25 protein-coding genes and 1 riboswitch are annotated in these 25,701 nt (G+C 72.0%); of the genes, 16 read left to right on the top strand and 9 right to left on the bottom strand.

Annotated elements, in window-relative coordinates; genetic code table 11:
• Positions 1–41 precede the first annotated feature (41 nt).
• The gene (locus tag ACTWJ8_RS13820; protein ID WP_443263975.1) at positions 42–2,219 is read right to left on the bottom strand and encodes an acyl-CoA dehydrogenase; all 2,178 of its coding nucleotides are present in this window, start codon (positions 2,217–2,219) and stop codon (positions 42–44) included.
• 276 nt (positions 2,220–2,495) lie between these two features.
• Between ACTWJ8_RS13820 and ACTWJ8_RS13825 the strand changes: the two genes are divergently transcribed.
• Positions 2,496–4,229: an MFS transporter gene (locus ACTWJ8_RS13825; RefSeq protein ID WP_356377591.1), complete on the top strand. Its 1,734-nt coding sequence runs from the start codon at positions 2,496–2,498 to the stop codon at positions 4,227–4,229.
• Positions 4,230–4,326: 97 nt separating this feature from the next.
• Positions 4,327–4,824, top strand: coding sequence for a GNAT family N-acetyltransferase (locus ACTWJ8_RS13830; RefSeq protein WP_443263976.1), 498 nt, complete (start codon positions 4,327–4,329; stop codon positions 4,822–4,824).
• A gap of 3 nt (positions 4,825–4,827) precedes the next feature.
• On the opposite strand, the gene pepE is transcribed toward ACTWJ8_RS13830, so the two are convergent.
• Together pepE and ACTWJ8_RS13840 are read right to left on the bottom strand one after the other, a co-directional pair.
• On the bottom strand, positions 4,828–5,547 hold the full coding sequence (pepE, locus tag ACTWJ8_RS13835; RefSeq protein WP_356377585.1) for a dipeptidase PepE: 720 nt from the start codon (positions 5,545–5,547) through the stop codon (positions 4,828–4,830).
• Between the two features lie 37 nt (positions 5,548–5,584).
• Entirely contained in the window at positions 5,585–6,403 is an 819-nt protein-coding gene (locus ACTWJ8_RS13840) for an IclR family transcriptional regulator (RefSeq protein WP_356377582.1), read from the bottom strand.
• Between the two features lie 130 nt (positions 6,404–6,533).
• Between ACTWJ8_RS13840 and ACTWJ8_RS13845 the strand changes: the two genes are divergently transcribed.
• The 7 genes from ACTWJ8_RS13845 to ACTWJ8_RS13875 all read left to right on the top strand — a co-directional run bounded on the left by ACTWJ8_RS13845 (position 6,534) and on the right by ACTWJ8_RS13875 (position 14,005).
• Positions 6,534–7,487 (top strand): DUF1177 domain-containing protein, encoded by a 954-nt coding sequence (locus tag ACTWJ8_RS13845; RefSeq protein ID WP_443263977.1) that lies wholly within the window; start codon positions 6,534–6,536, stop codon positions 7,485–7,487.
• A gap of 3 nt (positions 7,488–7,490) precedes the next feature.
• Positions 7,491–8,852: a cytosine permease gene (locus tag ACTWJ8_RS13850; RefSeq protein ID WP_443263978.1), complete on the top strand. Its 1,362-nt coding sequence runs from the start codon at positions 7,491–7,493 to the stop codon at positions 8,850–8,852.
• Positions 8,849–10,159, top strand: a complete 1,311-nt coding sequence (locus ACTWJ8_RS13855) for a M20/M25/M40 family metallo-hydrolase (RefSeq protein WP_443263979.1) — start codon at positions 8,849–8,851, stop codon at positions 10,157–10,159. Before ACTWJ8_RS13850 ends, ACTWJ8_RS13855 begins: the two co-directional genes overlap by 4 nt.
• A gap of 26 nt (positions 10,160–10,185) precedes the next feature.
• A complete protein-coding gene (locus ACTWJ8_RS13860) occupies positions 10,186–10,854 on the top strand; it encodes a class I SAM-dependent methyltransferase (RefSeq protein ID WP_443263980.1) in 669 nt (222 codons plus the stop codon).
• 22 nt (positions 10,855–10,876) lie between these two features.
• Positions 10,877–11,899: an N-acetylmuramoyl-L-alanine amidase gene (locus tag ACTWJ8_RS13865; RefSeq protein ID WP_443263981.1), complete on the top strand. Its 1,023-nt coding sequence runs from the start codon at positions 10,877–10,879 to the stop codon at positions 11,897–11,899.
• A gap of 128 nt (positions 11,900–12,027) precedes the next feature.
• The gene (locus ACTWJ8_RS13870; protein WP_356377567.1) at positions 12,028–12,885 is read left to right on the top strand and encodes a hypothetical protein; all 858 of its coding nucleotides are present in this window, start codon (positions 12,028–12,030) and stop codon (positions 12,883–12,885) included.
• A 109-nt stretch (positions 12,886–12,994) separates the two neighbouring features.
• A complete protein-coding gene (locus tag ACTWJ8_RS13875) occupies positions 12,995–14,005 on the top strand; it encodes an LLM class F420-dependent oxidoreductase (protein ID WP_356377564.1) in 1,011 nt (336 codons plus the stop codon).
• 4 nt (positions 14,006–14,009) lie between these two features.
• Here the strand turns inward: ACTWJ8_RS13875 and ACTWJ8_RS13880 are convergent, their stop codons facing one another.
• Positions 14,010–14,576 (bottom strand): hypothetical protein, encoded by a 567-nt coding sequence (locus tag ACTWJ8_RS13880; protein ID WP_443263982.1) that lies wholly within the window; start codon positions 14,574–14,576, stop codon positions 14,010–14,012.
• 118 nt (positions 14,577–14,694) lie between these two features.
• On the opposite strand from ACTWJ8_RS13880, the gene ACTWJ8_RS13885 reads away from it, so the two are divergent.
• The gene (locus ACTWJ8_RS13885) at positions 14,695–14,991 is read left to right on the top strand and encodes a hypothetical protein (RefSeq protein WP_356377558.1); all 297 of its coding nucleotides are present in this window, start codon (positions 14,695–14,697) and stop codon (positions 14,989–14,991) included.
• Between the two features lie 4 nt (positions 14,992–14,995).
• On the opposite strand, the gene ACTWJ8_RS13890 is transcribed toward ACTWJ8_RS13885, so the two are convergent.
• Genes ACTWJ8_RS13890 through ACTWJ8_RS13900 form a run of 3 tightly spaced genes read right to left on the bottom strand, consistent with a single transcriptional unit; the run spans position 14,996 to position 18,128 of the window.
• Positions 14,996–16,066, bottom strand: coding sequence for a prenyltransferase (locus ACTWJ8_RS13890; RefSeq protein ID WP_443263983.1), 1,071 nt, complete (start codon positions 16,064–16,066; stop codon positions 14,996–14,998).
• Entirely contained in the window at positions 16,063–16,803 is a 741-nt protein-coding gene (locus ACTWJ8_RS13895; RefSeq protein ID WP_356377552.1) for a class I SAM-dependent methyltransferase, read from the bottom strand. The genes ACTWJ8_RS13890 and ACTWJ8_RS13895 overlap by 4 nt, the downstream gene beginning before the upstream one ends.
• Positions 16,797–18,128 (bottom strand): glycosyltransferase family 4 protein, encoded by a 1,332-nt coding sequence (locus ACTWJ8_RS13900; protein ID WP_356377549.1) that lies wholly within the window; start codon positions 18,126–18,128, stop codon positions 16,797–16,799. Before ACTWJ8_RS13900 ends, ACTWJ8_RS13895 begins: the two co-directional genes overlap by 7 nt.
• A gap of 176 nt (positions 18,129–18,304) precedes the next feature.
• On the opposite strand from ACTWJ8_RS13900, the gene ACTWJ8_RS13905 reads away from it, so the two are divergent.
• Positions 18,305–18,925: a TetR family transcriptional regulator gene (locus ACTWJ8_RS13905; RefSeq protein ID WP_356377546.1), complete on the top strand. Its 621-nt coding sequence runs from the start codon at positions 18,305–18,307 to the stop codon at positions 18,923–18,925.
• 176 nt (positions 18,926–19,101) lie between these two features.
• Here ACTWJ8_RS13905 and ACTWJ8_RS13910 read toward each other — a convergent pair whose 3' ends face one another.
• Positions 19,102–19,335, bottom strand: coding sequence for a ferredoxin (locus ACTWJ8_RS13910; protein ID WP_356377543.1), 234 nt, complete (start codon positions 19,333–19,335; stop codon positions 19,102–19,104).
• A 2-nt stretch (positions 19,336–19,337) separates the two neighbouring features.
• Positions 19,338–20,804: an aldehyde dehydrogenase gene (locus ACTWJ8_RS13915; protein ID WP_356377540.1), complete on the bottom strand. Its 1,467-nt coding sequence runs from the start codon at positions 20,802–20,804 to the stop codon at positions 19,338–19,340.
• A 201-nt stretch (positions 20,805–21,005) separates the two neighbouring features.
• On the opposite strand from ACTWJ8_RS13915, the gene ACTWJ8_RS13920 reads away from it, so the two are divergent.
• From ACTWJ8_RS13920 to ACTWJ8_RS13940, 5 genes are all read left to right on the top strand, one after another.
• A complete protein-coding gene (locus ACTWJ8_RS13920) occupies positions 21,006–22,055 on the top strand; it encodes an MBL fold metallo-hydrolase (RefSeq protein ID WP_443263984.1) in 1,050 nt (349 codons plus the stop codon).
• A 96-nt stretch (positions 22,056–22,151) separates the two neighbouring features.
• The gene (locus ACTWJ8_RS13925) at positions 22,152–22,397 is read left to right on the top strand and encodes a hypothetical protein (RefSeq protein WP_356377534.1); all 246 of its coding nucleotides are present in this window, start codon (positions 22,152–22,154) and stop codon (positions 22,395–22,397) included.
• 14 nt (positions 22,398–22,411) lie between these two features.
• Positions 22,412–23,578, top strand: coding sequence for a flotillin family protein (locus tag ACTWJ8_RS13930; RefSeq protein ID WP_356377531.1), 1,167 nt, complete (start codon positions 22,412–22,414; stop codon positions 23,576–23,578).
• A 57-nt stretch (positions 23,579–23,635) separates the two neighbouring features.
• A riboswitch (adenosylcobalamin-variant (AdoCbl-variant) riboswitch) is annotated at positions 23,636–23,712 on the top strand.
• A gap of 104 nt (positions 23,713–23,816) precedes the next feature.
• Complete coding sequence (locus tag ACTWJ8_RS13935) at positions 23,817–25,037, top strand: prenyltransferase/squalene oxidase repeat-containing protein (protein WP_443263985.1); 1,221 nt, start codon at positions 23,817–23,819, stop codon at positions 25,035–25,037.
• On the top strand, positions 25,034–25,699 hold the full coding sequence (locus ACTWJ8_RS13940; protein ID WP_443263986.1) for an SCO2322 family protein: 666 nt from the start codon (positions 25,034–25,036) through the stop codon (positions 25,697–25,699). Before ACTWJ8_RS13935 ends, ACTWJ8_RS13940 begins: the two co-directional genes overlap by 4 nt.
• The last annotated feature ends 2 nt before the right edge of the window (positions 25,700–25,701 follow it).

Raw genomic sequence — 25,701 nt, forward strand, 5'->3', positions numbered from 1 at the left:
CGCGCGCAGTTCCCCGCGCCCCTTGTCGCCGCACTTCCTCCTCAGTCGCGCGGCAGGCCCAGGATGCGTTCCGCCACCACGTTGAGCTGCACCTGTGTCGTGCCGCCCGCGATGGTCAGGCAGCGCGACAGCAGGAACCCGTGCAGCGCACGCTCCCCCGCCCCCTCCCGAAGCGCGCCCGCCGGGCCGAGGAGTTCGAGGGCCAGCTCCGCGACCTTCTGCTGGTGCGGGGTCTGCACCAGCTTCCGGACGGAGGCCCCCGCTCCCGGCTCCACGCCCTCGACCTGCTGCATGGTCGTACGGAGCCCGATGCACCCCAGCGCGTGCGCCTCCGCCGCGAGGGCGCCGATCCGCGCCCGGTACGCCCCGTCCAGCTCGGCGGCCCGCGCGAGCAGCGCCTCGAGGCCGGTGTCGAAGGTCAACTGGTCGGCCATGTGGACGCGTTCGTTGCCGAGCGTGTGCCGGGCGACCCGCCAGCCGTCGTCGACCTCGCCGACCACGGCGTCCGCGGGGAGCAGCACGTCGTCGAAGTACACCTCGTTGAAGAGGGAGTCGCCGGTGATCTCGCGGAGCGGCCGGATGTCGATGCCGTCCGTGTGCTTCATGTCGACGACGAAGTAGGTGAGGCCCTTGTGCTTCGGGGCGTCCGGGTTCGTCCGGGCGAGGAGGATGCCGTGGTCCGCCCATTGCGCGGCGCTCGTCCACACCTTCTGCCCGTTGATCCGCCACCGCCCGTCGGGCATCCGCTCGGCCCGCGTGCGCAGCGAGGCGAGGTCGGATCCGGCACCGGGTTCGGAGAACAGCTGGCACCACAGCGTCTCGCCGCGCAGGGTCGCCGGGAGGTACCGGTCGCGCTGCTCCTGGGTGCCGTACGAGATGAGGGAGGGGACGACCCAGGTGGCGATGCCGAGGTCGCTGAGCCTTACCCCGGCCGCCTTCAACTCCTGCTGCACCGCCAGCTGTTGGACGGGACCGGCGCCGAGCCCGTACGGCGTGGGGAGGTGCGGGGCCGCGTACCCGGTGGGCGCGAGCGCGCGGCGGGCCGCCTTCGGGTCGAGGCCGCGCGCCGCCTCGATCACCGCGCGGGCCGCGCCCCGGTGTCCTTCCGCCTCGGCGGGGAGCGTGAACCGCAGTTCGCGGCGGGCCCCCGATTCGGCGAGCCGCACGGCGCGCAGCCGGTGCGCGTCCCCCGCGCCGAGGAGCTGGCGGGCGACGACGGCGCGGCGCAGATAGAGGTGGGCGTCGTGCTCCCAGGTGAAGCCGATGCCGCCGAGCACCTGGACGCAGTCCTTGGCGCAGGAGTACGCGGCGTCCAGCGCGGTCCCCGCGGCGAGCGCGGCGACGAGCCCGCGCACGTCCGCCCCGCAGTCCTCGTCGAGGCCGCGCGCCGCGTCCCAGACCAGCGCCGCCGCCTGTTCGACGCGGATCAGCATGTCGGCGCAGAGGTGCTTGACGCCCTGGAACTGTCCGATGGGCCGGCCGAACTGTTCGCGAACCTTGGCGTGTTCGGCTGCGGCGTGCAGGGCCCAGGCGGCGGTGCCGCAGGCGTCGGCGGCGAGCAGGACGCCGGCGAGGTCGCGGACGAGGGTGCCGTCGACGGCGAGGATCCGGTCGGCGGGCACCACGGCGCCGGACGCGGTGACCTCGGCGGTGGGCCGGGTCGGGTCGCCGCTCTCGTGGGCGCGGACGGTGAGGCCCGGTGTGTCGGCGTCGGCGGCGCACCACACGACGCCGTCGGCGCTCTCCGCCGCGAGCAGCAGGAGGTCGGCGTCGGCCGCGGTGAGGACGGGCGGCGCGGCGCCGTCGAGCACGAGCCCGTCGGGGCCCGCGACGGCGCTGAGCCCGCCGGGCCCGAACGCGACGGCGCCGATCCGCTCCCCCTCGGCGATGGCGCGGGCGAGGTCCCGCTGTCCCGCGCGGCGCAGCACGTCGGCGGCGAGCACGCTGCCGAGGAAGGGTCCGGGGAGCGCCGCGCGGCCCGCCTCCTCCACGACGACCGCGAGGTCGAGCAGGGTCCCGCCCCCGCCGCCGTACGACTCGGGGAGGTGCACCCCGAGGAGGCCCTGCCCGGCGGCGCCGTCCCAGTAGCCGGGGCGGGCCGGGAGGTCGCCGGCCCCGTCGAGCAGTTTGCGCACCTCGTCGGGCGGTACGGCGCGCGCGATCCAGCCGCGCACGGCGTCCGCGAGTTCCCGCTGTTCCTGCGTGATGGCGATGCCCATGCGGCGCACGGTAGAACACGTTCCAGTAGACCGGAAGAGCACATCTGACATGGAGTCAGAAAACGTGGGGCCGGTCGCCCCCGGAGGCGCCTTGTAATGACGAGGTAAAGAATTCCGCTCGTACGACGACCGTCGGAATAGCAGCCCCGGGCGACCGGTTCGACATACACACAACCTGCCCGCAGACCGACCGCACAGCGCGCGCCCCGACCCGGTGGCGCGCGCTCGCCGTCGTCCCACATGTGGACCGAGACCGCCTTCCGGAGGCCTTCCTTCATGTCCCAGCCGACGACTCAAGCCCGCCCGTCAGGCGGCGTCGTCCCCGTCCTCGCCTTCGCCGGCATCACGGTGGCCGTCATGCAGACGCTGCTCGTGCCGGTGATCAAGGACCTGCCCGAGCTGCTGAACACCGCCCCCTCCAACGCCACCTGGGTCATGACCGCGACCCTGCTCGCGGGCGCCGTCGCGACCCCCATCATGGGCCGCCTCGGCGACCTCGCCGGCAAGCGCCGCATGCTCCTCACCAGCCTCGCCATCATGGTGATCGGCTCCCTGATCTGCGGTTTCACCGACAACCTCCTCGTGATGATCGTCGGCCGCGCGCTCCAGGGCTTCGCCATGGGCGCCATCCCGCTCGGCATCGGCCTGATGCGGGACATGCTGCCGCGCGAGAAGCTCGGCTCGGCGATGGCCCTGATGTCCTCCTCCATCGGCGTCGGCGGCGGCCTCGCGCTGCCGGCCGCCGCGCTCGTCGCCCAGCACGCGAACTGGCACGCGCTGTTCTTCGGCGCCGCCGGGCTCGGCGTCGTCGCGATCGTCCTCACGCTCGCCGTCGTCCCCGAGAGCCCGCTGCGCGCCGAGGGCAGCTTCGACATCGCGGGCGCCCTCGGCCTCTCCGCCGGACTCGTCCTCTTCCTGCTGCCGATCACCAAGGGCAGCGACTGGGGCTGGGGTTCCGGCACGACCCTCGGCCTGTTCGCCGCCGCGCTCGTCGTCCTCGTCCTGTGGGGCGTGATGGAACTGCGCCTGAAGGCGCCGCTCGTCGACCTGCGCACGACGGCCCGCCGCGAGGTGCTGCTCACCAACCTGGCCTCGATCATGGTCGGTGTCGCCTTCTACGCGATCTCCCTCGTCCTGCCCCAGCTGCTCCAGCTCCCGAAGGCGACGGGCTACGGCCTCGGCCAGTCGATGGTCGTCGCGGGCCTGTGCGTGGCGCCGCTCGGCCTGACGATGATGCTGACGGCTCCGGTCTACGCCCGCCTGTCGGCGAAGTTCGGCCCGAAGATCACGCTGCTGCTCGGCCTGCTGATCATCGCGATCGGCTACGGCGCGGGCCTCGGCCTGATGAGCGCCGCCTGGCAGACCATCGTCATCTCGGTCCTGGTCGGCGCGGGCATCGGCCTCGCCTACTCCTCGCTGCCCGCCCTGATCATCGGCGCGGTCGACCCCTCGGAGACGGGCGCGGCCAACGGCCTCAACACGCTGATGCGCTCCATCGGCACGTCGGTGTCCTCCGCCGTCATCGGCATGGTGCTCGCCAACACGGCGAACAACGTGGGAGGTGTCGCGATCCCGACGATGCACGGCTTCCGCGTCTCGTTCCTCATCGCCACGGCCGCCGTCGCGGTCGGCGTGCTGCTCGCGGTCGGCCTGCCGAAGCGCAGCGCGCCCACCGTCCAGCTCCGCGCGAGCAGCGAGGAGGACGCGGTCCTCGAACGCGTCGAGGAGGCGCTCGCCGCCCGGTTCCACGGCCGGGTCCTCGACCCGGCGGGCCTGCCGGTGGCGCGCGCCAAGGTCACCCTGATCGACCGCCGCGGCCGCCAGGCGGGCGCCGCCCTCACGGACACCGACGGCCAGTACGCCCTCGACGTCCCGGCGGGCGGCTCGTACGTCCTCGCGGCGACGGCCGGCGGCCACGCCCCGCGCGCCTCGGCCGCCACCCACCACGGCGAGGACCGACCGGTGCGGGTCGACCTGGCCCTTGAGGCGCTGGCCGAGTCGGTGCGATAGAGGTCCGGAGGAAGCGGTACGGGGGCCCGGGGCGGGCCGGGCCCCTCCGCTTTTAATCGGTGTGCCCCGGCCCCCGGCGCCAGTAGTCTCGCGCCTCATGAGCTGGCTGCCCGACGACTTCGTCCACCCCGTCCACATACCCGTACCCGGAACGGACCTGCATCTGCGGCCGATCCGGGAGTCCGACACCGCCATCGACTATCCCGCCGTGATGGGCTCCCGCGAGCGCCTGTGGGAGATCTTCGGCCCGGCGTGGGGCTGGCCCGCCGAGACCATGACGTACGAGGCGGACCGCGTCGACCTGCTGCGGCACGAGAAGGAGATCGCGGCCCACGAGTCGTTCAACTACGCCCTCCTGAACGAGGACGAGTCGGCGCTCCTCGGCTGCGTCTACATCGATCCGCCCGAGCGCGTCGGCGCCGACGCCGAGATCTCCTGGTGGGTCGTGGACGAGCTGGCGGGCGGCGCCGACGAGCGCGCCCTCGACGCGCTGGTCCCCGAGTGGATCGCCGTCGGCTGGCCGTTCGAGCGGCCCCGCCTGGTGGGCCGCGACCTCACGTGGCAGGAGTGGCTGGCCCTGCCGGAACTCCCGTAGGACCTACGCGTCGAACTCCGGCCGCGTCGCCAGGAGTTCGGACACGTCGGAGCCCGCCGCCAGCTCCTCGGGCGCGGCTCCGCGCCGGAACAGCCGGGCCGGGTGGGCGCCCTCGACCGAGGCGCGCTCGCCCGCGACCCGCAGCCACGAGCCCTCCCGCAGGCCGAGCACCGGCACGTCGTTCTCCTCCAGGAACTCGGTGAGACGCTGCTCGCGGGTCTCGCCCTTGTGCGTGGAGGACGGGTCGGGGTCCAGGTAGTGCGGGTTGATCTGGAACGGGACCAGGCCCAGCGTCTCGAAGGACGGCGGCTGCACGATCGGCATGTCATTGGTCGTACGGAGCGTGGGCGCCGCCATGTTGGTGCCCGCGCTGGCACCCATGTACGGCAGGCCGCCGCGCACCGCCTTCGTCACCGCGTCCCGCAGGCCCGTGCGGTAGAGCGCACTCAGCAGCCGGAACGAGTTGCCGCCGCCGATGAACACCGCGTCCGCCGCCGCGAGTTCGGCCGGCGGGTCGTCGCCCTCGTGGACGCCGCGCACCTCGATCCCCGCGCCCTGAAGCGCCCCGCGCACCCGCGCCGTGTACGCGTCGTGGTCGGCGAGCGCGTACGGCACGAACGCGAGCCGGGCGTTCGCCGGGAGGAAGCCGGTGACGACGTCGAGGGCGTGCTCCAGGTAACCCTGTCCGTACTGGGTGGAGTTGGAGAGCAGCAGCAGATTCATGGGCGGGTGGCTCCGTTCAACGGGTGGTGCGGGTACGTCAGTCGGTGGTGCGGGCGCGGCGCGTGCGCTGCGGCGGATGCGTCAGGCGCTGCTCCAGGAGGTGGGCCGCCTTGCGCAGCACGTCGAGGCGGTCGTCGGGCCCGTCGGGGAAGCGTTCCTTCGCGGCGCCGAGGCTGAGGCTCCCGTAGGGCTCGCGGCCGAGGAAGACGGGGACGGCGACGGTGCCGATCCCGGCGTCGTACTCGCCGACCGTCCACGCGTACCCCTGGGCGCGCACGGCGAGGAACTCCCGCTCCAGCTCGTCCGCGTCGGTCACCGTGCGCTCGGTGAAGCGGGCCATGGGGCGGCCGCGGAACAGCCGGTGACGCTGCTCGTCGGGCAGGAACGCGTAGTACGACTTGCTGGTGGCGCCCGCGTGCGCCGGGTACAGCTCGCCGACCAGCGGGTAGTAGCGCAGCGGCCCCTCCTCGCCCTCGACGGCCGCGACGCAGCGCATGTGGAAGCTGTCGGGCAGGCAGAACAGGACCGTGTCGCCGGTGGCCGCCCGCAGCTCCTCGAGGACCGGCCCGGCGAGGAGTTCGAGCGAGCCCGAGCGCTCCCACAGGCGGCCGAGGCGGAGCACGGCGGGCCCGATCCGGTAGCGCCGCGTCACCGGGTCGGAGACCAGGAAGCCACGCCCGGCCAGCGTCGAGAGCAGTCGCTGCGCGACCGAGGTGTCCCAGCCGAACTCGGCGGCGACCTCCGTCACGCCCCAGTCGGGCCGCGTCCGCTCGAACGCGAGCAGCACGAGCAGGGCCCGGTCGACGGTCTGCAGCGCGCCGGCCGGGGTCTTGCGGTCGAGCGGGATCTCCGGCACGCCATCTCACCATCCAGACCTGTATTGCAAATAACGGGAAAGACTTGCCGACAACGCTATCGGATCCCGAATCTGCTGTCAGCACCAGGCGCGGTCGCGCGCAGTTCAGTCCGGTAGGGAGATGCCCCGCATGTTGAAGTACGTCCTCGATGTCGTCGATCTCCTCGACGACCCCGACGTCGACGGCAAGCGCGCCGTCGCCTGGCTCGACTCGTTCGCGGGGCCCGAGGGTTCCGGCGCCGAGGTCACCACCGTGGAGGGCGGGCGCGGGTCGACCGACTTCGTGCTCGTCCGGATCCCCGGCGCCAAGGGCCGCGGCCGTGGGGGCAGCGCCCGCACGCTCGGCGTCGTCGGGCGGCTCGGCGGGGTCGGCGCCAGGCCCGAGATGACCGGCCTGGTCTCCGACGCGGACGGCGCCGCCGCCGCGCTCTCCACCGCCGCCAAGCTCCTCGACATGCGCCGCCGCGGCGACGTGCTGGACGGCGACGTCGTCGTCGCGACGCACGTGTGCCCGGACGCGCCGACCGCGCCGCACGACCCGGTCCCGTTCATGGACTCGCCGGTCGACATCGCCACGATGAACCGGCACGAGGTCACGGACGACATGGAGGCCGTGCTCTCCATCGACACCACCAAGGGCAACCGCATCATCAACCACAAGGGCCTCGCCCTGTCCCCCACCGTCAAGGAGGGGTGGGTGCTGCGGGTGAGCGAGGAGCTGGGCGAGCTGCTCGCCGTCGTCACCGGTGAGCCGTTGGTCACGTACCCCGTGACCACGCAGGACATCACGCCGTACGGTAACGGTGCACATCACATCAATTCGATCCTGCAGCCGGCCACGGCGACCGCCGCCCCGGTCGTCGGCCTCGCGGTCACCTCGGCCGCGGCGGTCCCCGGCTGCCAGACCGGCGCCAGCCACGAGACGGACATCGCGGCCGCGGCCCGGTTCGCCGTCGAGACCGCGAAGGCCTTCGGCGGCGGCCGCCTCGACTTCCACGACGCCGAGGAGTTCGACGCCCTCGTGAGCCGCTACGGCTCACTCGCCCACCTGCAGACCCTCGGCAACGCACCCACGGAGTCGTAAGCCATGGCCACCACCAAGAAGAGCGTGGGCAGCGACGACTACGCGCTGTCCAGAGTCCCCAAGGACAAGCGGCTCGGTTTCTGGACGATGCTGCTCCAGTGGCTCGCCCAGTCCGGGTCCATCTCCCAGTTCACGCTGGGCGCCACGATCGGCGTCGGCATGACGTTCGGCGACGCGTTCCTCGCGTTCACGCTGGGCGCCGTGATCCTCGAAGTCGTCATCTTCCTCATCGGCATGGCAGGCATGCGCGAGGGGCTCGCGACGCCGCTGCTGACCCGCTGGGTCGGCTTCGGGCGCAACGGTTCGGCCCTCGTCAGCTTCATCATCGCGGTCAGCCTGGTCGGCTGGTTCGGTGTGCAGAACACGATCTTCGGCGACAGCGTCTCGTCGCTGGTCGGCGGCCCGTCGTGGCTGTGGTGCGTCGCCGCGGGCCTCGCCATCACGGTCCTCGTGATCTTCGGCTTCCGCTACATGGCGATCTTCGCGAAGATCGTGACGCCGCTGTTCTTCGCGATGGTCGCCTGGTCGGTGATCGACGCGCTCTCCGACCACTCCGTCGGCGACCTGATCAGCTCCCCCGCGCCCGGCCAGGCCATCCCGCTGTCGGTCGCCGCGACCGCCATCGCGGGCGGCTACATGACCGGCGCGATCGTCGCCCCCGAGATGACCCGCTACAACAAGAAGGGCAGCCACGTCTTCCTGCAGACGGCATCCTCGATGGTCCTCTCCGAGTACATCGTCGGCCTGACCGGCGTGCTCCTCGGCCACATGGTCAAGAGCGACCAGGTCTCGCAGATCGTGCTCTCCACGTCCGGCGTCTTCGGCGTCCTCGTCGTCCTGATGTCGACCGCGAAGATCAACGACTGGAACCTGTACGGCTCCTCGCTCGGCGTCGTCAACTTCTTCCAGGTCGTCTTCAAGAAGCGCCTGCACCGCGGCGCCGTCACCATCGCCCTCGGCGTCGCGGGCACCGCCCTCTCGGCGGTCGGCATCATGACCCACTTCACCGAGTTCCTCTCGGTGCTCGGCGTGGCCATCCCGCCCATCGGCGGCATCGTCGTCGCCGAGTACTGGGTGGTCCGCAGGATGCGCAGGCCGCTCGACGAGACCCGCGAGGCGGGCACGCTGCCCTCGACCTCACCGACCTGGGTGCCGATGTCCCTCGTGATCTGGGCCGTCGCCTTCTGCGTCGGCAAGTTCTACGACGGCGGCATCCCGGCCCTGAACTCCCTCGCCACCGCGTTCGTCCTCTACACCGTGCTCGGCCTCCTCGGCTGGATCAGGACGTACGGCACCACCACCCTGGCCGACGACGAGGACACCCTCCCCGGCGCGGCCGAGCAGACCCCCGTAGGAGCGGCATGACCACCCTGGCCACCGAAGAAGCGCAGCGCGAGGTCGTCGAGCTCTGCGCCGAGCTGATCCGCTTCGACACCTCCAACCCGACCAGCGACGAGCGGGACTGCGCCCGCTGGGTCGAAGGCAAGTTGGCCGAGGTGGGCATCGCGTCCGAGTTCGTGGAGAGCGCGCCCGGCCGGGCCAGCGTCATCGCCCGCATCGAGGGCGCCGACCGCACCCGCGGCGCCCTCCTCGTCCACGGCCACCTCGACGTCGTCCCGGCCGACGCCGCCGAGTGGCAGGTCCCACCGTTCTCCGGCGAGATCCGCGACGGCTATCTGTGGGGCCGCGGCGCGATCGACATGAAGGACACGGTGGCCGTGATGCTGGCCACCGCCCGCCACTTCGCGCGCACGGGCACGAAGCCGTCGCGCGACCTCGTCCTCGCGTTCCTCGCCGACGAGGAGGCGGGCGGCAGGTTCGGCGCGCACTGGCTCGTCGAGCACCGCCCCGACCTCTTCGAGGGCGTCACCGAGGCGATCGGCGAGGGCGGCGGATTCTCGTACGCGCTCGACGACACCCGGCGCCTCTACCCGATCGAGAACGCGCAGCGCGGCATGGCGTGGATGGAGCTGACGGCGAACGGACGCGCGGGCCACGGCTCGTCGCCCAACGACGAGAACGCGGTCACCGACCTCGCCGAGTCCCTGACCCGCATCGGCCGCCACACGTTCCCCGTCCGTCTCATCGAGCCCGTACGGGCCCTGCTCCAGAAGGCCGCCGACCTCCAGGGCGTCGACATCGACTTCGACGCCGATGACCTGGACGCCGAGCTGGCCAAGCTGGGGCATGTCGCGGACTTCATGCAGGTGGTGCTCCGCAACTCCGCGAACCCCACCATGTTCACGGCCGGCTACCAGACCAACGTGATCCCCGGAAAGGCGACGGCCCGTGTCGACGGCCGCTTCCTGCCCGGTCACGAGCAGGAACTGATCGACGCGATCGACGCGCTGCTCCTGCCGTCCGTCTCCCGCGAGTGGGTCAACCACGACATCGCGATGGAGACGACGTTCGACGGGCCGCTCGTCGACGCCATGTGCGAGGCGGTGCGCGCCGAGGACCCGGACGGACACCCGGTCCCGTACTGCAACCCGGGCGGCACGGACGCCAAGGCGTTCACCAAGCTGGGTGTGCGCTGCTTCGGCTTCAAGGGCCTGAAGCTGCCGGCCGACCTGGACTACGGGCGGCTCTTCCACGGCGTGGACGAGCGGGTGCCGCTGGAGGGGCTGCGGTTCGGGGTGCGGGTCATGACGCGGCTCTGGCAGGGCTGCTGAGCGGGCGCTCGGCGGCGTACGGCAGCATGGTCGGCATGACCACCACAAGCGCCCGCCCCGCCGCCGACGTCCTCGCCGCCTTCGAGGCGGCCAAGGGATTCATGCCGCTCGGTGAGGGGCTCGCGCTGTACGCCGCCGCCGTCGAGGCGGCGGCGCTCGGCCTCCCGCTCCTGGAGGTCGGCACGTACTGCGGGCGCTCGACGATCCTGCTCGCCGACGCCGCCCGCGCCGCCGGGGTCACCGCGCTCACGGTCGACCACCACCGGGGCAGCGAGGAGCAGCAGCCCGGCTGGGACTTCCACGACCCGGAGACCGTCGACCCGGTCGTCGGCCGCATGGACACGCTCCCGACGTTCCGTCGCACGCTGCACGCGGCGGGCCTGGAGGACCACGTGGTGGCGCTCGTCGGCACATCGCCGCAGGTCGCGAAGGTGTGGGGCGGGGAGCTCGGCCTGGTCTTCATCGACGGCGGGCACACCGACGAGCACGCCACCGCCGACTACGAGGGCTGGGCCCCGCACGTCGCCGACGGCGGGCTCCTCCTCATCCACGACGTCTTCCCGGTGAAGCACGACGAGTGGACGGGACAGGCGCCGTACCGCGTGTACCAGCGGGCTCTCGCGTCCGGCGCGTTCACCGAGGTCTCGGAGCACGACTCGCTGCGCGTCCTGCGTCGAACGGGCGCGGGGATCTGAGCGCGCGGTTAAGGTCGGAAACGTGTCGTACGCAGGTCCGGACCCCCATGGCTTCGACCCCGACGGCTGGGACGGCCGTGACGGGGCGAGGCAGCGCCGCTTCGGCGGGCGCCCCGTGCTCGTCACCTTCGCCGCCCTCGTGCCCACGGCGCTCGCGGCGTGGCTCGTGTGGCAGGTCGTGAGCGGCCCCGGGGACAGCGAGCCGCCGAAGGTGCTGCCCGCGCCCGGCCAGTCGTCGACGGCCTCGCCCTCCTCCGAGAGGCCGTCGAGCCCGGCGCCTTCGACGTCGGGCGCGACGCAGAAGGAGAAGTCCGCCTCCGCCTCACCCTCGAAGACGGGCAAGGCACCCGCGAAACCCGCCGGCGGCGCGGGCCCGCTGCGCGGCAAGGTCGTCGTCATCGACCCTGGTCACAACCCGGGCAACTTCCGGCACACCGCCGACATCAACAAGTCGGTGAACGTGGGCAACGGCTCGAAGGAGTGCGACACCACCGGCACGTCGACGAACGCCGGATACACCGAGGCGCGGTTCACCCTCGACGTCGCCCGCCGCATGCGGACGATCCTCGAGAAGCAGGGCGCGACGGTCGAGCTGACGCAGAACGGCGACCGCGCCTGGGGCCCCTGCGTCGACGAACGCGCCAAGATCGGCAACACGGCCAAGGCCGACGCGGTCGTCTCCGTGCACGCGGACGGCTCGGGCCAGGGCAACCGCGGCTTCCATGTGATCCTTCCCGCATCCGTACGCGCGGGAGCCGCCGACACCACCCCGATCGTCAAGCCGTCACGCGACCTCGGCGAGCGCATCGCGGGCCTCTACGTGAAGGCGACGGGCCAGCCGCCGTCGAACTACATCGGCGGAGGAACCGGCCTCGACACCCGCAGTGACCTGGGAGGACTCAACCTTTCCCGGGTTCCTAAGGTCTTCATCGAGTGTGGCAACATGCGGGACTCGCAGGACGCCGAGCGACTGACATCGGGCGCGTGGCGTCAGAAGGCGGCGCGGGGCATCTCCGAGGGAATCGCGAGTTTCCTCGGCGGGTAAATGTCACCCTGTGGATCTCGGCAGACACTCCCCGGACCCGGGCGATAGTGTCCTCCGTACGATGTGGGGCCACCCCTGCGCTTTGCGCCGCCTCCACCGATGACCGGACGACTGACGAAGGACTTGAAGTGAATATCCGCTCCCTCACTCGAGGCGACGGCGTGGTGATCGGAGCAGCGGTGTTGCTGTTGATCGCCTCGTTCCTCGATATCTACTCCGTCGACGGGGCGCCCGACAGCGTCGAGTTCCCGAACTCCTGGGAGAGCGGCCCTGTTCTCATGAGTGTGGTGCTCGCGGGCATCATCGGCGCGGTACTCATCGTGATCAGCCGCGGTATGCCGCAGCCGCGCAAGGTGGCGGGCATCGACCTCGGCCAGTTCGGCGTCGCGGCCACGGTGCTGGCGGCGTGGGCCGCGCTCGGCAACATCTTCGACCCGCTGGGCGGCGCCGACAACGGCGGCGGCAGCTCCTCCAACAGCGTGAGCCCCGGCATCGGCCTCATCCTCGCCCTGGTCGCCACGCTGATCATGGCCGTCGCCGCGATCGCGACGCCGCTGGTTCCGGCGCTGAAGGGCGCCCTGCTCGGCGCCCCGCGCCCGCAGCAGCCGCAGCCGTACGGGGGCCAGCCGCAGGGGTACGGCTACCCCGGCGCCCAGCAGCAGCCCGGCGGCCCCGGCCAGCAGCCCTACGGGGCGCAGCAGCCGGGTCCCGGTCAGCAGCAGCCGTACGGCGGCCAGCCGCAGCAGCAGGGTGCTCCGGCGCCGCAGGCCGCCGCGCAGCCGGCCGCGGACTTCTCCCCGTTCTGGTTCGCGGTGCCGGTGCCGCGTCCGCTGTACGCGGAGGACGGTTCGCAGGCGCAGGTCGCCGAGCTGGCGCCCGGCACCTGGTACCTGGCGGTCGAGCAGCGGGGCCCCGGCCTCGTCGCGCAGACCCAGGACGGCCGCCGCGGCGTGCTCCAGGACACGAGCGGGATCCAGCGCGGCTGACCCACCGCACGGGGATCAAGGCCCCTCGCCCGTCTTCCGGGCGAGGGGCCTTTCGCGTACAGTCGCGCTCCACGGACAACTGACGGCCCATCAGATACTGGGGGCGCGCATGCGGCTCGGAATCGCACTCGGCTACTGGGGACGCGGCCCCGACCCGGACCATCTGCGACTCGTGCGGGACGCCGAGGAGTTGGGGTACGACTCGGTGTGGACGGCGGAGTCCTGGGGCAGTGACGCTTTCACCCCGCTCACCTGGTTCGCCGCGCACACCTCGCGGATCCGGCTCGGCACGGCGATCGCGCAGATGGCGGCCCGCTCCCCCACGACGACGGCGATGCACGCGCTGACCCTCGACCATCTGTCGGGCGGCCGGATGCTGCTCGGCCTGGGCCTCTCCGGGCCGCAGGTCGTCGAGGGCTGGTACGGGCGCCCGTTCCCCCGCTCGCCGCTCACGGCCACCCGCGAGTACGTCGACGTCGTACGGCAGGTGCTGCGGCGCGAGGGGCCCGTCGAGGTGGCGGGGCGCTTCCACCAGCATCCGTACCGGGGCGAGGACGGCACGGGCCTCGGCAAGGCCCTGAAGCCGATCACGCACCCGCTGCGCTCCGACCTGCCGATCCTCCTGGGCGCCGAGGGGCCCAAGAACATCGCGCAGACCACGCGGATCGCGGACGGCTGGCTGCCGCTGTACTGGTCGCCGACGCGCACCGACGTGTACGAGGCGTCGCTCACCGACCTGCCCGAGGGCTTCACCATCGCACCCATGGCCCGCGCGAAGGTCTGCGACGACGTCGCCGAGGGGCTGCTGCCCGTGAAGGCGATGCTCGGCTTCTACATCGGCGGCATGGGCCACGCGACCCGCAACTTCCACGCCGACCTGATGGCACGCATGGGGTACGAGGCCGAGGCCCGGCGCATCCAGGAGCTGTTCGCCGAGGGGCGCAGGGAGGAGGCGGTGCTCGCGGTGCCGGACGCGTTCGCCGACGAGATCTCGCTCGTCGGTCCGCGCGAACGGATCGCGGAGCGCCTGGAGCTGTGGCGCAAGGGGCCGGTGACGGACCTGCTGGTCCTCTCCCCCGACCCGCACACGATGCGCGTCCTGGCGGAGTTGAACTCGTAGGCGGCTACGAGCCCTTGGTGAGCTGGGAGGCCGACGGCACCTTGTTCGTCACCTCGGCGCCCGCGCTCTTGCCCGCGTCCTTGACGCCGCTGATGACGTCGTCGAAGGAGGACGTCACGTCGCCGAGGCCCTCGCCCTTGCGGAGCTTGGTCGACAGGCCCTTCAGGGACGCGATGCCGGCGGACAGCGGCCCGACCGCCTTCGACAGCGTCGGGTCGCCCTTGGCGTTCTTCACGGCGGCGTTCAACCTGTTGTACGTGAACGCGCCCGCGAGGCCCGCCTTGATCAGCGCGAACTTGCGGCCGTCCGCGCCCGCCTTGAACTTGCCCGCCCGGTACGGCTTCACGATCCACTGGTAGGTGGCGCCCGCCGCGAGCCCGGCGTTCGCCGCGAAGCGGGTCTTGGCGAACTTCTGCTTCTCGGCCTTCGTGGTGGCGCTCGCCGACGCCTTCGTGGTGTCCGCCGTCGAGTCGCTGTCGGAACCGCACGCGGTGCCGCCCGCGAGCAACGCGCCGCACAGCAGGAGTGCCGTGAGCAGACGTCGTACGGACAGGGGGGACCGGGTTACCACCGCATACCTCCGGGGCTGGAGTTGGCACTGGTGGCAGCGTTACCCGGCGGCGCGCGGTGCGCCACCCGGGCGAGCCCGTACGGGTTTCATCGCCCCCCGCGGGGAAAACCGGAGGGGTATGTCTGCGAATCGGCATTACCGAGGGACCAACGAGGCCGCCCGGATCGTGGCGATCGTCGCCGATGCACTCGCCCTGATCCTGGGCCTGTGGATCCTGATGTACCTCCTGGACGCCAACCGGGGCAACGACCTGGTCCAGTTCGTCCACGACGTCTCGGCCTGGCTGGCCGCCTGGTCGCACGACCTGTTCACGTTCGACGAGGGCTGGGCCCGCGTGGTCGCCGGGTACGGCCTGGCCGCCGTGGTCTACCTCTTCGTCGGCCACGCCGTCGCCAACCGCCTGCGCCGCTACTAGCGGTCTAGCAGCAGTCCGGCTCGACGCCCGTCGGGAGGTCCTGGCCGCCGAAGACGGAGCAGGTGGCCTCGTCGCCTCCGAGGGCCGCCACGGCGAGGAGCACCGAACCCGCGGTCCACGTGGTCAGCTCCTCCGGCCAGATCGCCTGGTCGTCGAAGACGTAGCCCGTCCAGTACAGGCCCGTCTCCGGGTCCCGCAGGTGCTGGATGTCCTGGAGGATCGTGAGCGCCCAGTCGGACTCGCCCATCGCCCAGAGCGCGAGGGCGAGTTCGGCGCTCTCGCCGCCCGTCACCCACGGATTGGGGTCGACGCAGCGCACTCCGAGCCCCGGCACGACGAACGTGTCCCAGGACTCCTGGATGCGGGCCTTCGCCGCGGGCCCGCGCAGCGCGCCGCCGAGCACCGGGTAGTACCAGTCCATCGAGTAGCGGTTCTTGTCGAGGAACCGCTCGGGGTGGCTGCGGATGGCGTGGCCGAGCGCGCCGAGCGCCAACTCCCAGTCGGGCTGCGGCTCTTCGCGCTGCTCGGCGATGGCGAGCGCGCAGCGCAGGGCGTGGTGGATCGACGAACTGCCGGTGAGCAGCGCGTCGTTGACCGGCGTGCCGTCCGCCTCGCGCTTCCAGCCGATCTGGCCGCCGGGCTGCTGGAGCCGGAGCACGAACTCCGTCGCCGCGCACACGGCGGGCCACATCCGGTCGAGGAAGGCGTCGTCGCCGGTGGACAGGTAGTGGTGCCAGACGCCGACGGCGATGTACGCGACGAAGTTGGACTCGCGGCCGCGGTCCGTCACGTCGTCCGGATCGCCGTCGCGGTAGGCGGCGCACCAGGAGCCGTCCTCGTTCTGGTTCCTGGCCAGCCACGCGTACGCGCGCTCCGCGGCGTCGTGCTCGCCCGCGACGTCGAGCGCCATGGCGGCCTCGGTGTGGTCCCACGGGTCGAGGTGGTGCCCGCGGAACCACGGTATGGCGCCGTCGGGGCGCTGGATGCCGAGGATCCCTGCGACCGTCCGCGCGGCCTGGTCCTCCGTCAGGACACCGGGCAGGACGAGGAGTTCGGTCCGCTCGGGGCTGCTCACGCAGCGGCCCCGTCGGCCTTCGGCAGGTGCGGCTTCGTGGCGTACGCGACGAAGCTCTTGCCGACGACGGGGTTGAGGAGCCCTTCGGCGACCCGCGTGAGGGCGGGCTTCTTCATGATGTCCCAGACAAGGAGCTTGTGGTACGCACGCACCGGCAGCGCCTTGTCGTTGTCGACGCCGAACGCGCACTTGAGCCACCAGTACGGGGCGTGCAGCGCGTGCGCGTGGTGTGTGCCGTACGGCTTGAGCCCGGCCTCGCGCATCTTGCCGAGCAGCTCGTCGGCCTTGTAGATGCGGATGTGCCCGCCCTCGACCTCGTGATACTCGTCGGACAGCGCCCAGCACACCTTCTCGGGCCCGTAGCGCGGCACCGTGACCGCTATCCGGCCGCCCGGCTTCAGGACGCGCACCATCTCGGCGAGCACTCCCTTGTCGTCGGGGATGTGCTCCATGACCTCGCTGATGATGACGACGTCGAACGACTCGTCGGGGAACGGCAGTTGGAGCGCGTCACCCTCCATGGCGGTGGCGGTCGCGCCGGCCGGGGCCTCCCCCGCCTCCTTCATCGCGGCGAACCACTTGGCGACCTCGGCGATCTCCTCGGCGTTCTGGTCGAGGGCGACGACCTGCGCCCCGCGCCGGTAGCACTCGAACGCGTGCCGTCCGGCCCCGCACCCGAGATCGAGGACGCGGTCGCCCGCGGCGAGCGGGAAACGGGTGAAGTCGACGGTCAGCACGTGGCCCTGCTTTCCTGGGGGGTTTCGGTGACAACTTCGGTGCGTGCGAGGGGTCCGGCCGGCCGCGGCGCGGCCCCCATCGCCTCGCGGTAGAGCTCGGCGGTGCCCTGCGCGGCGCGGGCCCACGTGAAGCGTTCGAGGACCCGGGCGCGGCCCTGCGCGCCGAGCCGGGCGCGCAGCTCGCGGTCGCCGAGCAGCCGGCCGAGCGCCTGGGCGAGCGCGCCCGCGTCGCCGGTCGGCACGGACAGGCAGGTCTCGCCGTCGCGGCCCGCGACCTCGGGGATGGCCCCGCCGGTGGTGGCGACGAGCGGGGTGCCGGTGGCCATGGCCTCGGCGGCGGGCAGCGAGAACCCCTCGTACAGCGAAGGCACGCAGGCGACCTGCGCCGAGCGGACGAGGTCGACGAGCTCCTGGTCGCTGATGCCCTTGACGAACTCGACGGCGCCCTCGAGCCCGTACCGCTGCATCGCCTGCGCGACCGGGCCCTCCTCGGGCCGCTTGCCGACGACGACGAGGTGCGCGTCGGGCTGCTCGGCGCGCACCTTGGCGAGCGCCTCGACGAGGTACACGAGCCCCTTGAGCGGCACGTCGGCGCTCGAGGTCGTCACGATCCGGCCCGGCACCTCCGGCACGGCCGGATTCGGCGAGAACAGGTCGGTGTCGGCGCCGATGTGCACGACGTTGATCCGGCCGGGGCGCACGCCCAGGTGCTGGACGATCTCGTCGCGCGAGGTGCCGGAGACGGTGACCACGGACGGCAGGCGGCGCGCGACGCGCTTCTGCATGCGCGTGAACGCGTACCAGCGGCGCTTGGACATCCGCTGCTGCCAGTTCTCGGCCGCGTCGAGCTCCAGCTGCCGGTCCACGGTGATCGGGTGGTGGATGGTGGTGACGAGCGGGGCACCGATGTCGCCCAACAGGCCGTAGCCGAGGGTCTGGTTGTCGTGCACGACGTCGAACTCGCCGCGTCTGGCGCGCAGATGGCGGCGGGCGCGCAGCGAGAACGTCAGCGGCTCGGGAAAGCCGCCGGTCCACATCGTGCCGACCTCCAGCGCGTCGACCCAGTCGCGGTACTCGTCGCGCTTGGGTGTACGAAAGGGGTCGGGGCTGCGGTACAGGTCGAGGCTCGGCAGCTCGGTGAGCGAGAGACCCGCCAGGCCCTCGCCCTCGTCGAGCACGGGGTACGGCTGCGCGCCGATCACCTCGACGCGGTGCCCGAGCCGGACCAGCTCGCGCGAGAGGTGACGGACGTACACCCCCTGACCACCGCAGAACGGGTTGCCTTTGTACGTGAGGAGAGCGATACGCAAGGACTCCGCGGTCACTCCAGGCCACCCTTCTTCCTGCTTGCCCGTGGACACTACGTGGGACGCTAATCTAGAACAAGTTTCAGACTTGATCGTTCAAGAGCATCGAATCTACCGGCTGGTAGCCAGGCCGTAAGGGGTGGATCAGGTGATTCACGCCACGGCGGGCTCCACGGGACACGGAAAGCCTTCTGATGACAGCTCCGGACCCGAGAACCACCACCCGTCCGACCCCCGCGCTCACCGAGCGTCAGGAGGCCAGGCGGCGCCGGATCCTGCACGCCAGCGCGCAGCTCGCGGCGCGCGGCGGGTTCGACGCGGTGCAGATGCGGGAGGTCGCCGAGTCGTCCCAGGTCGCGCTCGGCACGCTGTACCGCTACTTCCCGAGCAAGGTGCACCTCCTGGTCGCGACCATGCAGGACCAGCTCCAGCACATGCACACCACGGTCCGCAAGCGGCCGCCGGCTGGTGACACCCAGGCGGAGCGGGTGGCCGAGACGCTGATGCGGGCCTTCCGCGCACTCCAGCGCGAGCCGCACCTCGCGGACGCGATGGTGCGGGCGCTGACCTTCGCGGACCGGAGCGTGAGCCCCGAGGTCGACCAGGTGTCCCGGCAGACCACGGCGATCATCCTCGACGCGATGGAGCTCGACGACCCGACGCCGGAGCAGCTCTCGGCGGTACGGGTCATCGAGCACACATGGCACTCCGCGCTCATCACCTGGCTCTCGGGCCGCGCCTCCATCGCTCAGGTCAAAATCGACATCGAGATGGTGTGCCGTCTGATCGATCTGTCGTCTCCCCGTCAGCCGTGACCCGCCCTGCGGTTGCGCTCCCGGGGCTCGGCCCCGGACCCCGCGCCTCAATCGCCGGCGGGGCTCGATGTGCTCAATCGCCGCCGATCGCGGTCGGCATTTCGAGCCCCTGCGGCGATTGAGCAGCGGGGTCCGGGGCGGAGCCCCGCGGCCGTGACACCGGTGCAGGCCGCGATTCAGTCCTCCGGGGGAAAGACGACCTCCCCCGTGTCCACCAGCGTGAGCGTGATCGCCTCCACGGGGCAGCCCTCCGCCGCCGCGAGCACCCGCTCGTTCGCGTCGCCGTCCGGTTCCACCGGGTGCGACTGCCGCGCGCTGTCGAGGCGGAATCCGTCCGGCGCCGTGTTCACGCACATCGCGGAGCCGATGCACACGCTCCGGTCGACCTCCACATGCCACCGGTCACCCATGCTCAGCTCGCCTCCGGCTCGTACCCCGCGGGCAGGTGGATCATCTTGTGCTCGAAGTACTCCCCGTACCCCTCGGGCCCGAACTCCCGCCCGAGACCGGAGTTCTTGTAGCCGCCGAACGGCCCGAGCATGTCGAGGCTGAACGTGTTCACGCTGTACGTCCCCGTGCGCACCTGCCGCGCGATGTCGACGCCGTGCGCGGTGTCGGACGTCCACACGCTGCCGGACAGCCCGTAGTCGGAGTCGTTCGCGATCTTCACGGCCTCGGCCTCGTCCCCGTACGGGAGCAGGCAGATGACCGGGCCGAAGATCTCCTCGCGGGCGATCCGCATGGAGTTGTCGACGTCGCCGAAGAGCGTCGGCTCGACGTACCAGCCCCGCTCGAAGCCCTTCGGGACGCCGCCGCCCGTGAGGATCTTGGCGCCCTCGTCCTGGCCGATGCGGATGTAGTCGAGGGAGCGCTGCTGCTGGCGCCGCGCGACGAGCGGGCCGACCTCGGTCGTCGGGTCGAGCGGGTCGCCGACCTTGAGCGCGGAGGCCGCCCCCGCGAACGCGTCGGCGAACTCGTCGTAGCGCGAGCGCGGCACGAGGATCCGGGTCTGCGCCACACAGGCCTGCCCGTTGATCATCCACGCGAACGGGACGATGCCGGAGACGGCGGCCGTGGCGTCGGCGTCCTCCAGGATCACGGCGGCTGACTTGCCGCCGAGTTCGAGGGTGACGCGGGTGAGGTTGCGCGCCGCGACCTCCATGACGCGCTTGCCCGCCGGCACGGAACCGGTGAAGGAGACCTTGTCGATGCCGGGGTGCCCGACGAGGTACTCGCTGACCTCGCGGTCTGCGGGAAGGATGGAGAGCACGCCCTCCGGGAGTCCCGCCTCGGTCGCGATCTCGGCGAGCAGATACGCGTCGAGCGGCGTCTCGGGCGAGGTCTTGAGGATCACCGGGTTCCCGGCGAGCAGCGCGGGCGCGAGCTTTGCCGCGGCGGTGAACTGCGGGACGTTCCACGGCACGACGGCCGCGACGACGCCGACGGGTTCACGGCGGACGAGCAGCTTGCCGAGGGCGCCGTCGCGCGTCTCCTCGTACGTGAAGTTCCTGGCGACGTTGATCGCGGAGTCCCAGACCATCATCGCGGCGAGCGCCTGCACCATGATCCCGGAGGTGTACGGGGTGCCGTTCTCGCTGCTGATGACGCGGGCGATCTCCTCGTGCCGGGCCGCGAACGCGTCCTTGATCCTCGTGATCACCTCGATGCGCTCGTCGAGGCTCATGCGGGGCCAGGGCCCGTCCTCGAAGGCGCGGCGGGCGACGGCCACGGCGCGGTCGACGTCGGCGGGCGCGGCGTGCGGCACCCGGCCGAAGACCTCGCCGGTGTGCGGCGAGACGACGTCGATGACCTCCTTGCCGAGCGGGTCGGTCAACTCCCCGCCTATGAACAGCTGTCCGTATTCCAAGAGCTCGGTCATGGCCGGCATCCTCACGCACGACAATTCTGACGGTGTTTCAGAACTGATACCAGTTCTAGTAACGATCCGGAAGGGCGCGGTGGGAGCGGGGAGGCCGCTCCGCGACCCCCGGGATACGGTTCGCCCGGGCGACCATTGAAACGAGTTCTACAAGTTCCCGTACAGTGGCGGCAGTTCGGCTGGAGCGGCGGAGGGTGTCCGATGGCAGAGGCGACGCAGGTGACCGACCACAGCGGGGGCGTGCACAGCATCCGCGTACCGATCCCCGACAACCCGCTCGGCTACACGCTCGTCTACCTCGTCGACACGGACGCGGGCCCCGTGCTCGTCGACACCGGCTGGGACGATCCGGCCTCCTGGGACGCGCTGTCCGCGGGCCTGACGGCCTGCGGCACGAGCGTCTCCGAGCTCACCGGCGTCCTCATCACGCACCACCACCCGGACCACCACGGCCTGTCGGCGAAGGTGCGGGAGGCGTCCGGGGCGTGGATCGCCATGCACGAGGCGGACGCCGCGGTGGTGCGGCGCACCCGCGAGAACAAGCCGGCGCGCTGGTACGCGTACATGGTGGCGAAGCTGGTCGCGGCCGGTGCGCCCGAGGACCACATCGCCCCGCTGATCGCGGCCCGCGACTCCGGGAAGCCCCGTCAACTGCCGGGCTTCGCACCCGCGTTGCCGGACCGCACCATCACCCCCGGCGACCTCCTCGACCTGCCGGGCCGCAGGCTCCGCGCGATCTGGACGCCGGGCCACACGCCGGGACACGTCTGCCTGCACCTGGAGGAGGAGCACCCGGAGGGCCGCGCGGGCCACGGCAGGCTCTTCTCCGGCGACCACGTCCTGCCGGGCATCACCCCGCACATCGGTCTCTACGAGGACCCCGACGACGCCACCGTCACCGACCCGCTCGGCGACTACCTCGACTCCCTCGAACGGATCGGGCGCCTGAACCCGGCGGAGGTGCTGCCCGCCCACCAGCATCCGTTCGCCGACACCCCGGCCCGCGTACGGGAGTTGCTCGACCACCACGAGGAGCGCCTCACCGGACTCCTCGGCCTCCTCTCCACTCCCCTCACCCCCTGGCAGCTCGCCGAGCGCATGGAGTGGAACCGCCCCTGGGCCCAGATCCCCTACGGCTCCCGCAACATCGCGGTCTCCGAGGCGGAGGCCCACCTCCGCCGCCTCGAGAAGACGGGCCGCGTGGAGCAGGTCCCGGGCAGCGACCCCGTGCGGTACGCGGCGGTCGGTTAGCACCCCCGATCTTTGCCGCGCCTTTCATGGAAGAGGCGCCCACGGGGGCGTATCTTCGGCCCCCAAGAGGCTGGAACAACAAGGGGGCACCCGCCGATGACGCCGGACGAGGCTGTGGTCGGCCGGACGGGGAAGCTGGTCGTCGGCACACGTGGGGCCGAAGGTCCGGGCGAGGTACTGGTGCAGGTCAGGGGCGGGACCGAGACCTTTCTCGCGTACTCGGACGAGCCCCTGCCCCGGCACGCCACCGTGCTCGTGATCGAATCCCGCGGCAGCCGGCAGGTCTCGGTCATGGCCTGGCACGACCCTCTCCTCTCCGGTGGCGAGGGCGGCTCCCGCTAAGGAGACGTACAGGCATGTTCGGATATCGCGTTCCCGCGCCCGACGAGGCGATGCTGATCTCGGGCGGCAGGCGGGGACTTGGGGGAGCTCCGTTCCGCGTCGTCACCGGACACGGGAAGTTCGTGCTTCCCGTGTTCCGCAAGACCCGCTTCCTGTCGCTCGCGATGATGGAGGCCGAGGTCGTCGAGAAGTGCGTGACCCGGCAGGGCATCGCCCTGACCGTGCGCGCGGTCATCGCGTTCAAGGTCGGCAACGACCACGAGTCGATCGTCAACGCCGGTCAGCGTTTCCTCTCCGACCAGGACCAGATGTCGGTCCTGACCGGCCGGATCTTCGCGGGCCACCTGCGTTCGATCATCGGCTCGATGACGGTCGAGGAGATCGTCACGGAACGCCAGAAGCTGGCGACGGAGGTCCTGGACACGTCGAAGTCGGAGATGGCGAAGATCGGCCTGCACGTCGACTCGCTCCAGATCCAGTCCATCGACGACGGCGACACCGGCTACATCGAGGCGATGTCGCGCCCGCACAAGGCGGCCATCCAGCGGCAGGCGAAGATCGCGCAGGCGCAGGCGACGCAGGCGGCGGCCGAGGCCGAGCAGGAGTCGTCGCGGCGGCAGGCCGAGTACGCGCGGCAGACCGCGATCGTGCAGGCCGAGTACAACGCGGACGTGGACCGCGCCAAGGCGCAGGCCGAGCAGGCGGGTCCGCTGGCCCTCGCCCACGCGCAGCAGGAGGTGCTCGAGGCGCAGACGGAGCTCGCGCTGAAACAGGCCGAGCTGCGGGAGAAGGAGCTGATCTCCGAGGTGGTCAAGCCGGCGCAGGCGGACGCGGAGCGGATCCGGGTGCTGGCGCTCGCGGAGGCCGAGCGTACGAAGATCCAGGCGGAGGCCGCGGCGTCGTACGACCGGGTGGCGCTCGACCGGATGCTCATCGACCAGCTGCCGCAGATCGTGAAGGAGGCGTCGGCGGGGCTCGCCGGCGCGAACGTCAACGTCCTGAACGGGGCGGACGGCCTGGGCGAGATCGCGGCGGGCCTCGTCGGCCAGGGCCTCACGATCCTCGACTCGGTCCGCAAGAACCTCTCCGGGGAGTCCCCGGACGGCGTCGGCTCGGCGGTGGAGCGCTACGTGGGTGCTCCGCGCGGCGGCGCGGACGACGGCCCGGTCGACGTCCGCTGAGGCGGCGGAGCCCCAGGGGACGCGGCCACGGTGCCGGGTACAGTTAGGGCGTCGTAGTACGTACGTACGAGGGGAAGCCGGTGCAAATCCGGCGCTGACCCCGCAACCGTGAGAGCCGGAACACCTCGCACGTACGCGCTCGGCTCACGACCGTCGAGGAATACGGAGCCGGAGCCGCCCGGTGCCCCCGTGTGCCGCGCCGCCCCGCTCCCCGCAGGGAGAGGCAGCCCGCCCCACCATGAACATGCGCCGCAGCACCGCGCTCGTCGCCGCGACCATCGCGATCGGCGCCTTGGGCGCGCACGCCGCGGCCGCGGACAGTGCCTCCCCCTCCCCGAAGGTGACCGTCCCGTCCGGCCTCTACGGCAAGGGCGACCCCACGTACGACGGCGTGTGGCGGCAGTCCCTCGCGCTCGTCGCGCAGCACGAGGTGGGCGTGAAGCCCGCCGCGAAGGCCGTCGACTGGCTGGCGGGCCAGCAGTGCGAGAACGGCGGCTTCGCCGCCTACCGCGCCGAGCCCGGAAAGCCCTGCGACACCAAGACGAAGATCGACAGCAACGCCACCGCGGCCGCCGTCCAGGCCCTCGCCGCGGTCGGCGGCCGCGACGGCGAGGTCGCCAAGGGCGTCGACCGGCTGAAGAAGAGCCAGAACGCCGACGGAGGCTGGGGCTACGGCCTCGGCATGGACAGCGACGCGAACTCCACGTCCGTCGTCGTCGGCGCGCTCGTCGCGGCGGGCGAGAAGCCGTCCGAGGTGAAGTCCTCCAAGGGGAGGACCGCGACCGACGCCCTCGCCTCCCTCGCCCTGCCGTGCTCCAAGGGCGAGGACGGCGGTGCTCTCGCCTACCAGCCCGACAAGAAGGGCGGGCTCGCCGCGAACGCCGACGCCACCGCGGCCGGCGTGCTCGGCGCCCTCGGCACCGGCTTCGCGCCCGACAAGGGCTCCGCCCCGGACTCGTACACCTGCGAGGACGGCAAGGACGCGAAGGCGCTCGCCCACAACGGCGCCGTGTACCTCCAGAACCAGCTCCAGCCGCGCCTGTACCTGAAGTCCCAGCTCGCCGGCGCCAAGGACCAGCCCGACTACGGCAACACGGCCGACGCGATCACCGCCGTCGCCGCCGCGGAGGGCACCAAGTACACGAAGGACCCGTACACCTGGCTGGAGAAGAACGCGCAGGACTGGGCCGCGCAGACCGGACCCGCCGCCTACGCCGAGCTGATCTTCGCCGCGCGGGCCACCGGCAACGACCCGCGCGACTTCGGCGGCACCGACCTGGTGAGCGCCCTGAACAAGACGGGCCCCGAGCCCGCCTCCACGAAGTCCTCCGCCTCCGACCCCGACGAGAAGAAGGACGACGGCGGCAGCGGAGCCAACTGGTGGATCATCAGCGTGATGTTCATCGCCGCGGTCGGCGCCGGCTTCCTGCTCAGCGGCCGCAAGAAGCAGCAGCCGTGACCGCGCGGAGGTGGACCGGGCTCCTGCTCGGCCTGCTCGCGCTGGTGCTCGGCGTCGTGGCGGCCGCCCCCGCGCAGGCGGCCGGGTACCGGTACTGGTCGTTCTGGGAGCGGGACGGCAAGCAGGCATGGACGTACGCGACGGCGGGCCCCTCGCAGACCAAGCCGTCGGACGGGGACGTGCAGGGCTTCCGGTTCGCGGTGAGCGAGGACTCCGAGGACGCGAAGCAGCCGCGCGGCGCCGCGGACTTCGACACGATCTGCGCCGACACCCCCGCCAAGGACGGCGAGAAGCGGATCGCCCTGGTCATCGACGCGGGCACGGCGGCCGACGCCCCGTCGGGCGAGACCCCGCCGAAGCCGCGCACCGCGTGCGCGCAGGTGGCCGAGGACGCGACGAGCGCCGACGCGCTGGCCGCCGTCGCGAAGCCGCTGCGCTACGACAGCAGCGCGATGCTGTGCGCGATCTCCGGCTACCCGAAGGCGGGCTGCGGCGAGCAGGTGTCGGGCGAGAAGACCGACAAGGCGTCCGGACAGCCGGCCGAGAAGAACGCTGGCGACTCCGGGGACTCCGGCCCGTCCGTCGGCCTCATCGCGGGCATCGCCGTGGTCGTCGTGCTCGGTGTCGGGGCGGGCGTGCAGGCCCGACGCCGCCGCGGCTGACC

Source organism: Streptomyces sp. SDT5-1 (assembly GCF_052245995.1).
Taxonomy (GTDB): Bacteria; Actinomycetota; Actinomycetes; order Streptomycetales; family Streptomycetaceae; genus Streptomyces.